Here is an 8,455-nt window from a genome sequence, read left to right as displayed (position 1 = left end):
TGGACCAAGACTGCCGACCAAATCTTCACCAGCATCGGCAACTACTGCATCAGAATTAATGACTCAGGACACTAGACCGAGCCGTCCACGGCACCGCATCGGAACCCGATCTCCGCCTCTTTACAAACTGGGCCAAATTTGTAAACTTGACCGATGCTCCCGACAACCCGCGGCGTCGCGCCTGCCCTCGGTTTGGCCGCGCACCTCGGTCAAGGGGTGCAACGTATCGTCACCGACGCGGCGATCGGTCGACTACGAACGCTGCCGCGCCGGGTCGTCGACCTCGACGCCGCCTATCTGTCCGGGCTCACCGGGTGGGCGGTGACGTCGGTCGAGGTCATCGGCGGAGATGCCGGGACCTCATCGCGGGCCCGGCTGGCCCTCACCGGTGAGGACGCGCCCGCGTCGGTGTTCGTCAAGATGGCCGCCGAGACCGTGGCCACCCGGCTGATGGGTGAGCTCGGCAGGCTCGCCCACACCGAGGTGCGCTTCTACGACCAGCTGTCCGCGGGCCTCACCGGCGTGCCCCGGGCCTACGGCTCCGCGTTCGACCCGCTGACCGGCCGGTACGTGCTCGCCCTGGAGGATCTGGCCGTCCACCCGTGCGAGTTCCCGGATACCCTGCATCCTCTCGACAAGGATCAGGCCGGTCTTCTCGTCGCACTGCTGGCCCGGCTGCACGCAGCCTTCTGGAACCGGCTGCCCGGCTGGCTGTACTCGGCGTCAGGCGACAGCACGTCGTTGCTGACCGGCGCACTGCTCAAGCTCTCGACACGCAGGCTGGCCGAGCGCACCGACATCCCGGTGGAGAACGGCCGGTTCATCGACGAGAACTACCGTGCCGTCGCGCAACTGCTCGACCGGCCACCGCACACCCTCATGCACGGCGACGCCCACCCCGGCAATGTGTACTTCCGCGGCGGCGAGGCCGGCCTGCTGGACTGGCAGGCGGTGCGGCGCGGCCATCCCGGCCGCGAGCTCGCCTACACCCTCATCACCAGCATGACCACCACTGACCGGCAGGCGGCCGAACACGACCTGCTCGACGAATACCGTCGCGTCCTGGCTGCGGCAGGCGGGCCCGAACTGACCCACGATGAGTTGTGGAACCGGTACCGCATCGGCGCGCTCTATGCGTACACCGCGCCCGTGATCACCGCAGGCATGGGCGGCATGCAGGACGAGGGCATAGCGCTGGAAGGGGCCCGTCGGGGCGTGGCGGCATTGGCCGACCTGGAGACTGTGGCAATCCTCCGCAAGTCGCTGTGATGGACCTACCATTTGGTAAACCACCGTCAACCGAGGCTTGGACGTGAATGAACCTCTGCCCGCTCAGCGGGATGTGCCGGTCGAAGATACTTCGACACGCCACCGGATCCTGGTGGCTACCGCCGAAGTGCTCGGCCGTAGCGGGCAGACCAAACTGAGCTTGTCCGAAGTGGCGCTGCAGGCCGGGGTGTCCCGGCCGACGCTGTACCGCTGGTTCGCCGACAAACAGGAACTGCTCGACGCGTTCGGCGTCTTCGAGCGCGAGATGTTCGACAGCGGAATCGGGCGCGCGACCGCCGGGTTGCGGGGGAACGAGAAACTCGACGCGGCATTGCGTTTCATCGTCGAGTACCAGCAGTCCTACTCGGGTGTACGGCTGATCGACATCGAGCCGGAGGTGGTGATCTCCCAGCTGACGCACGTCATACCGATCATGCGGGCCCGGCTGCAGAGGCTGCTCACCGGACAGAATGCTTCGGTCAAGGCCGCCACCGCGATCCGCGTGGCGGTCTCGCACTACATCGTGCGCAGCGATGACGGCGATCAGTTTCTGGCACAACTGCGTCACGCGGTCGGCATCAAATCACCGGACGCGAACTAACCGGCACCCCGGCGAGGGAACTTCCCGCAAAAGGGGTGACACTGGCGCTCGATTTTGTAAAGCTGTTCGGTATGACTCAGGTGCAGAGCGACAGCGGGGTGCTCGCCGGTGACGAGCGGATGCTCATCGATGGTGAACTCCAATACACCGGCAGCGGCTCGAAATTCGACGTTATCCACCCGGCGACGGAACAGATCGCGGGCCAGGCCACCGACGGCACCGTGGCCGATGTCGAACGAGCTGTCGGTGCGGCACGCCGGGCGTTCGACGAAAGCGACTGGAGCCGCGATGTCGAGTTCCGTCACCACTGCCTGATGCAGCTGCACGACGCGCTGGATGCTGAGAAGGAACGGTTGCGTCGGGTACTGGTGACCGAGGTCGGCTGCCCGGTCACGGTGACCGGCTCGCAGATCGAGGATCCGATCGGCGAGGTCAAACATTGGGCCGAGCACGGCAGAAATTTCGAGTACATCGTCGACACCGGGGTGCACGCCACCCAGCTGGGACCGGCGCGACGCAAGGTCGTCTATGAGCCGGCCGGCGTGGTCGGTGCCATCACACCGTGGAACGTGCCGTTCTATCTCAACATCGCCGAAACCGTGCCGGCACTGATGGCAGGCAACACCGTGGTGCTCAAGCCCGCTCAGCTCACCCCGTGGTCGGGCACCGAACTCGGCCGCATCGTCGCCGAGCACACCGATATTCCGGCCGGCGTCTTCAACGTCGTGGTCTCCAATGCCAACGAGGTGGGTGCGGCCCTCTCGGCGGATCCGCGGGTCGACATGATCACCTTCACCGGGTCGACCGCGACGGGGCGGGCGATCCTGGCGGCCGGTGCCGCGACCGTGAAGAAGACCCTGCTTGAGTTGGGCGGCAAGTCCGCGCACATCGTGCTCGACGACGCGGATTTCAACTCGGCACTGCCGATCGCGGCGATGATGGCCTGCGTGATGAGCGGGCAGTCGTGCATTCTGCCCAGCCGTATCCTGCTCCCCCGCAGCCGGTACGACGAGGGCATCGAGATCCTCAACGGTGCGATGGAGAACTTCCCGGTGGGTGACCCGTGGACGCCGGGCATCATGCAGGGCCCCCAGATCAGCGCCACCCAACGGGAAAAGGTGCTCGGCCTCATCGCCTCGGGTGTCGACTCCGGTGCACGGCTGGTCACCGGCGGCGGCGCACCGGAGGGTCTGCCCACCGGTTATTACGTCGCCCCCACGTTGCTGGCCGATGTGGACCCGGACGCCAAAATCGCCCAAGAAGAGGTTTTCGGCCCCGTCCTCACGGTCACGCCGTATGACACCGACGACGACGCCGTGGCGATCGCCAACAACTCGATCTACGGCCTGTCCGGCGAGGTGTCGTCCACCGACGTCGACCGGGCCTTCGCCATCGCGCGGCGGATCCGTACCGGAAACGTCACCATCAACAGCCGCAGCCATTTCGGGATCGACAGCCCGTTCGGCGGGACCAAGCAGAGCGGGCTCGGCCGGCGCAACGGCGACGAGGGATTCAAAGAGTACTTCGAATCCAAGACCATCGGGATGCCGGACTAGTGGCGCCGAACGTTGGCTTGTGTGCGAGTTGAGGGCCCGATCGCGAACACAAGCTCACGTTCGGTGTAGTGTTCGGGCGCCGCGCCAGGAAACCTCGTCAAGTGCTTCGGTGCCCAGCGCAGTGTTCGGAATCTCGTTGCGCGACACGGCGATGACCGCTTCCATGACCGACGACGACACGTTACGGGTGAAGTCAGCCGTCCAGCAGAGTGCGTGCGGGGTGCAGATCACGTTGTTCATCGAGAACAGTGGATCGTCCGCGACTGGCGGCTCGGGTTCGTAGACGTCCAGCGCGGCCCCGGCGATGTGACCTGCGCGCAACGCCTCGGTGAGGGCCTGCTGGTCGACCAGCCCGCCCCGCGCGATGTTGATGAAGTACGCGGACGCCTTCATCGACGCGAAGAACGCCGCGTCGAGCATGCCGCGGCTCTGGTCGGTGAGGGCCGCAGTGACCACGACGAAGTCCGACCGTGCCGCCAGTGTGGCGCGGTCGACGACCTCGATACCCAGCTGTGCCGCGCGTGCTGAACTACCGGACCTGGTGTTGCCGATCACCGTGACACCCAACGGCGCCAGCATTTCCGCGAGTTCGGACCCCACGGATCCGAAACCGAGAATCCCGATGGTCCTGCCGTCGACCCCGGCACCCCGCAAGGCGCCGCGCTCGGTGGCCCACCGTCCGGTGACCGTGACACGGTGGTTCTCCACCAGTCGGTGCGCACAGGCCAGCAGCAAGGTGAGACCGGACAGCGCGAGTGGCTTACGCACCGCGCCGGGGGTGTTGGTGAGGACCACTCCTTCGCGGGCGAGCGCGACCGGGTCGATCCCGTCGTAGCCTGCCCCGAACCGTGCGACGTGCCGCAGCCGGGGCACGGCACGCACCAGTTCAGCACTGAAAGGGATGTGGCCGAAGGAGATTACCGCGTCGATGTCTGCGAGCGCGGCCGGATCGACCGGACCGTGGGTGGGGATGTCGGGCAGGAGCCGCCACGCGATGCCCGCCTCCACCAACCGATGCAGTCCGATGTCGCCGAATATCGTCGTACCGGTGGCGTCGGCGCCGTCGGCGGTGATACCGACCACATAGTCGTTGCCCATATTCACCTCTCAGGCATCGGTGGGAGTGGATTCATGGACGGGACGGCGCACCATGAACCCGTAGAAGCAGGCGCCGAGGACCGCGATCACGCCGGACGCCAGAAAGGACGGCGTGTAGGAACCGGTCTTGTCGACGATGATGCCGGTCGCAAGCGGGGCGAGCGCACCACCGAAGTAGCCGCCGAAGTTCATGATTCCACCGAACTGCGCCGCATGCGTGTCGGGCACGATATCGCTGGTGAGTGCCCAGGATTGGGACTGGACAGCAGCGACCAGACCGAGTGCGGCACACAGCACGATGATCGCCCAGACCGGGTTGTGCACGAAAGGCACGATGCACAGCAACACCCCGAGGCCGACGGAGCCACCGATGAGAACCGTCTTCTTGGATCCGAAGGCACTCATCCCGCGCCGACGCACCAGGGTGAGCGTAAGTCGACCCGCGTAGATGCCGGTGATCGCGGAGGCCAGGTACGGGATCGCCGCGACCCAGCCGGTCTGGGCGATCGTGACGCCGAGAGTGTCCTGCAAGAACAACGGCAGGAACGTGATGAAGATGTTCCAGATCCAGATCGAGCTGAAGAAGCCGAGCATCATGCCCCAGGTCTGGGGGTAGGTGAAGAACTTGATCCAGGGCAGGTGCGCCTTCGGCTGCGTAGTGTCATCGCGGCCGGCCACGATGTACCGGTACTCCTCCTCGGACAACCGTTTGGAGTCCTCAGGAGCTCGGTAGTAGGCCCAGAAGGCCACCGCCAGAATGAGTCCCGCCAATCCGATGATGAGAAACATCGCCCGCCAGCCGAAGGCCAGCGACAGCACGGTGAGGACGGGAGGGGCGATCGCCGAACCCCATTTCGACCCGGAGTCCCAGATGCCTGCGGCTTGGCCACGCTCCTCGCGCGGGAACCAGGCCGTGGTGATCTTGCTGCTGTTCGGCGAGTTGGGCGACTCACCGACACCGAGCAGGAAACGGAAGGTGAGAAAGTGCGCCATCGTCTGGCCGATGGACATCAACGCGGTCGCGATCGACCAGATGCCGACCGCGGCGAAATACATTCTGCGGGCACCCAGCTTGTCGATCAGGTAGCCGGCAGGCAACTGGCAGAACGCGTACGTCCACGAGAAGACCGCACCCATGAGCCCGATATCGGTTTTGGTCAGGCCGAGTTCGGCGATCATGTGTGGGGCGGCGATCGAGACCGACGACCGGTCCATGTAGTTGAGGATGCCGGCCAGCAGCAGCCAGCCCAGTACCCAGTACCGCAGATTCTTGACTTTCGCGGCGTCGCGCTGGCGCCGAGACCTGCCGCTCTCCGTCGACTGTAGGTCCATGACACTCCTTTGTGCGTGGATGGGACATCGGCTGCGATATGGCGTCAGTTGACGACGAGACCGCCGTTGACGTTGTAGACGGCTGCGGTGATGAAGCCGGCGTCCTCGGACAGCAGGAATTCGATCGTCGCCGCGATATCGTGCGGGGTGCCGACCCGGTCGACGAGCAAGCCTTTGACCATCTCGGCCTTACGGTCCTCGGTGAGCGTGCCGCCCATGATGTCGGTGTCGATCGGGCCGGGGCTCACCACGTTCACGGTGACGCCGAACTCGCCGACCTCGCGTGCCACGGCCCGGCTGAAACCGATGACGGAGGCTTTCGAGGCTGAATAGGGCACCTTGCTGTAGGTGCCACCGCCGAGTTGCGCCGACGCCGAGGACAGATTCACCACCCGCCCGACGCCGCGTTCCACCATGCCGCAGATAGCCCGCTGGTTCACCACAAACGTTCCGGTGCTGTTGATGTCGAGCACGCGATTCCACTCGTCGATGCTCACTTCGAGGAACGGGACGGGTGAGGCCACGCCCGCGGCATGGGCCAGCCCGACGACCGGCGGCAGTTCGGCCTCGATCGCGGTGAACGCGCGATCGACCGAAGCCGGGTCGGCAACATCGGCACCGTATCCGAGAACCGTTGACTGCGTGTCTTTGTCGACCTCTCGGGCAAATTCGACGACGGCGGCTTCGTCGATGTCGAGGGCCGCGACGTGCCAGCCGGCCGCGGCGAGCCGACGCACCGTGGTGCGGGCGATACCACGGGCCGACCCGGCCCCGGTGACCACGACGGTCCGCTCTGTCGGAAAGGCGCGCTGAGGACTCATGACGATCTTCTTTCTGTGAAGGGATCCGGTGATGTCGTCGCCGGCGCTGCCACCTCGGCGACTTCGGCGACGACGGCCCGCAGGGCTTCGACGTCGTGGCCGAAGCGTCCGACGAACAGTCCGTCGACAGCTCCGTGCAGATCAGTCGCGGTGCCGGGCGCGGCGCTGCCGCCGTAGAGAACCCGGGACGGCCCACCACGGGTGGCCAGTGCCGCCCGCAACGCTGTGGTCACCCGGGTGACGTGCTGCGGGCAGGCGGGTTGTGCTGCGCCGATCGCCCAAACCGGTTCGTAGGCAACAACTACCGGCGCGTTGGGAACATCGCGTATGGCGTCGGCCAGTTGCGCGACGCTATAGTCCGCCGCGTTGTCGGGTTCAGTGCGTTCGGGCTCTCCGACACAGATCAACGGCACCATCGAGTGCGCGACCACCCTGCCCACCTTGGCCCGCACGGTAGCCTCGTCCTCGCCGAAGAGGCTGCGCCGCTCGGCATGGCCGACTTCGATGTAGCTGCAGCCGAGCTCCGCCAGGGTTCCGGCAGGCACCTCTCCGGTCTGCTGCCCGGCGTCGCTTGCCGCGACATTCTGTGCACCCCAGGCCACCCCGGTCCCGGCCAGCATGGTCGCGGTGGACTCCAGCAATGGAAAACTCGGCAGCACTGCGAGCTCTACGCCGTAATCGGCGGCAACCGGCCCGAGCGCTGCGACCGCCCGGACCCACCTTCTGGTATGTGCCACACCGAAGTACGCCTTGGTGCTCACTGCCACCATCGGAGCGCTCATCGGAGCGCGGAGCGCAAAACCTGGCGGATGTAGTCACGGTTGATCGCGGCCACACCGAGGCTGTCGGATCCGTAGTGTTCGCAGACGAACGGGCCGCGGAAGCCGAACTCGAGTGCTCGACGGATGTGCGCCCGGTAGTTGATGACACCCATCACCAATGGCACCGGTGCGGTGAACACCTGACCCGTGGTGGGTTCCTCGTCGCGCAGATAGTTCTTGATGTGCCAGAAGTTGGTGTGCGGCAGTACCTTGTCGAACATCGTCGGGATGTCTTCGATCGGGCGGTGCAGCCGAACCAGGTTGCCGAGGTCAGGGTTGAGACCGACGTTCGGCAGGCCGACATCCTGCACAAAACGCACCGCGCGGTCGGGAGTGCCGATGAAGGTGTCCTCGTACATTTCCAGCGAGATCTCTACGCCCACCTCCGCGGCGTGGCGGCCCAGCTCGCGGATTCGCTCGACGGCCACAGTGCGCAACGGCGAGTCGTCGTCGGGATCGTGGTAGCCGTCCTCGAGCCAGAACCAGAGGGCCTTGCGCTGTGCGGGCCGAAGTGCCTGCATGAAACCGAAATTCACGATCGTGGCATTGAGCTCCGGCGCGCGGTCGATGATGCGATGCCCGATCGCGAGGAAACGCTCACCATCGGTGGCGTCGACGACACTGCGCCGCGTGGTCGACACCGACGGCACCCGCAACCCGAGTTCGTCGAGCACCGACCGGAACTCCTTGAATCGCACATCGTCGAGTTCACCGATGGACAGCCAGGCGTCGGTGGGATCGACGAACTCGAAATCCAGGTCGACCACCTGCTGCAGTTGGGAGCGCCACACCGCCGCCGGGGCGTCGATCAGGGGCGTACCGTCCGGCGCCACCGAACCGAAGGACAACATGTTCGCGGCGATCGGCCAGGTCTCTGCGGTGAGCATCATCTCTCCAAAGTGAGCTAGGTAACACGACTTCCTATAGGATATAGGTATAGCTGTTGAGGCCGTCAAG

Annotated in this window: 8 protein-coding genes; 3 read left to right on the top strand and 5 right to left on the bottom strand. The window is 65.6% G+C overall.

The features are described from left to right. Nucleotides 1-153 precede the first annotated feature (153 nt). The 3 genes from M1247_RS20755 to M1247_RS20745 all read left to right on the top strand — a co-directional run bounded on the left by M1247_RS20755 (nt 154) and on the right by M1247_RS20745 (nt 3,426). Nucleotides 154-1,269 carry a phosphotransferase gene (locus tag M1247_RS20755; RefSeq protein WP_317158267.1) on the top strand — a complete coding sequence of 372 codons (1,116 nt, stop codon included), beginning with the start codon at nt 154-156 and terminating at the stop codon, nt 1,267-1,269. Between the two features lie 43 nt (nt 1,270-1,312). Next, nucleotides 1,313-1,870, top strand: a complete 558-nt coding sequence (locus tag M1247_RS20750) for a TetR/AcrR family transcriptional regulator (RefSeq protein ID WP_317158266.1) — start codon at nt 1,313-1,315, stop codon at nt 1,868-1,870. A 71-nt stretch (nt 1,871-1,941) separates the two neighbouring features. Beyond that, a complete protein-coding gene (locus M1247_RS20745) occupies nt 1,942-3,426 on the top strand; it encodes an aldehyde dehydrogenase family protein (protein ID WP_317158265.1) in 1,485 nt (494 codons plus the stop codon). Between the two features lie 54 nt (nt 3,427-3,480). On the opposite strand, the gene M1247_RS20740 is transcribed toward M1247_RS20745, so the two are convergent. Genes M1247_RS20740 through M1247_RS20720 form a run of 5 tightly spaced genes read right to left on the bottom strand, consistent with a single transcriptional unit; the run spans nt 3,481 to nt 8,388 of the window. Further along, on the bottom strand, nt 3,481-4,524 hold the full coding sequence (locus M1247_RS20740; protein ID WP_317158264.1) for an NAD(P)-dependent oxidoreductase: 1,044 nt from the start codon (nt 4,522-4,524) through the stop codon (nt 3,481-3,483). A gap of 9 nt (nt 4,525-4,533) precedes the next feature. Further along, nucleotides 4,534-5,856 (bottom strand): MFS transporter, encoded by a 1,323-nt coding sequence (locus tag M1247_RS20735; protein ID WP_317158263.1) that lies wholly within the window; start codon nt 5,854-5,856, stop codon nt 4,534-4,536. Nucleotides 5,857-5,900: 44 nt separating this feature from the next. After that, nucleotides 5,901-6,677 (bottom strand): SDR family NAD(P)-dependent oxidoreductase, encoded by a 777-nt coding sequence (locus M1247_RS20730; protein WP_317158262.1) that lies wholly within the window; start codon nt 6,675-6,677, stop codon nt 5,901-5,903. Continuing rightward, nucleotides 6,674-7,459, bottom strand: coding sequence for a triose-phosphate isomerase family protein (locus M1247_RS20725; RefSeq protein ID WP_317158261.1), 786 nt, complete (start codon nt 7,457-7,459; stop codon nt 6,674-6,676). Before M1247_RS20725 ends, M1247_RS20730 begins: the two co-directional genes overlap by 4 nt. Beyond that, a complete protein-coding gene (locus M1247_RS20720; RefSeq protein ID WP_317158260.1) occupies nt 7,456-8,388 on the bottom strand; it encodes a sugar phosphate isomerase/epimerase family protein in 933 nt (310 codons plus the stop codon). The genes M1247_RS20725 and M1247_RS20720 overlap by 4 nt, the downstream gene beginning before the upstream one ends. Nucleotides 8,389-8,455: the final 67 nt, after the last annotated feature.

Origin of the sequence: Mycobacterium appelbergii (genome assembly GCF_032883035.1) — a bacterium.
Lineage (GTDB): Bacteria > Actinomycetota > Actinomycetes > Mycobacteriales > Mycobacteriaceae > Mycobacterium > Mycobacterium appelbergii.
This window is presented reverse-complemented; position numbering and strand designations above follow the sequence as displayed.

What these genes read in the sequence shown, in the direction of transcription:
- M1247_RS20745 (WP_317158265.1), top strand. Translation starts at nt 1,942, where the DNA reads ATGACTCAGGTGCAGAGCGACAGCGGGGTGCTCGCCGGTGACGAGCGG.
- M1247_RS20735 (WP_317158263.1), bottom strand. Translation starts at nt 5,856, where the DNA reads ATGGACCTACAGTCGACGGAGAGCGGCAGGTCTCGGCGCCAGCGCGAC.
- M1247_RS20755 (WP_317158267.1), top strand. Translation starts at nt 154, where the DNA reads ATGCTCCCGACAACCCGCGGCGTCGCGCCTGCCCTCGGTTTGGCCGCG.
- M1247_RS20730 (WP_317158262.1), bottom strand. Translation starts at nt 6,677, where the DNA reads ATGAGTCCTCAGCGCGCCTTTCCGACAGAGCGGACCGTCGTGGTCACC.
- M1247_RS20740 (WP_317158264.1), bottom strand. Translation starts at nt 4,524, where the DNA reads ATGGGCAACGACTATGTGGTCGGTATCACCGCCGACGGCGCCGACGCC.
- M1247_RS20725 (WP_317158261.1), bottom strand. Translation starts at nt 7,459, where the DNA reads ATGAGCGCTCCGATGGTGGCAGTGAGCACCAAGGCGTACTTCGGTGTG.
- M1247_RS20720 (WP_317158260.1), bottom strand. Translation starts at nt 8,388, where the DNA reads ATGATGCTCACCGCAGAGACCTGGCCGATCGCCGCGAACATGTTGTCC.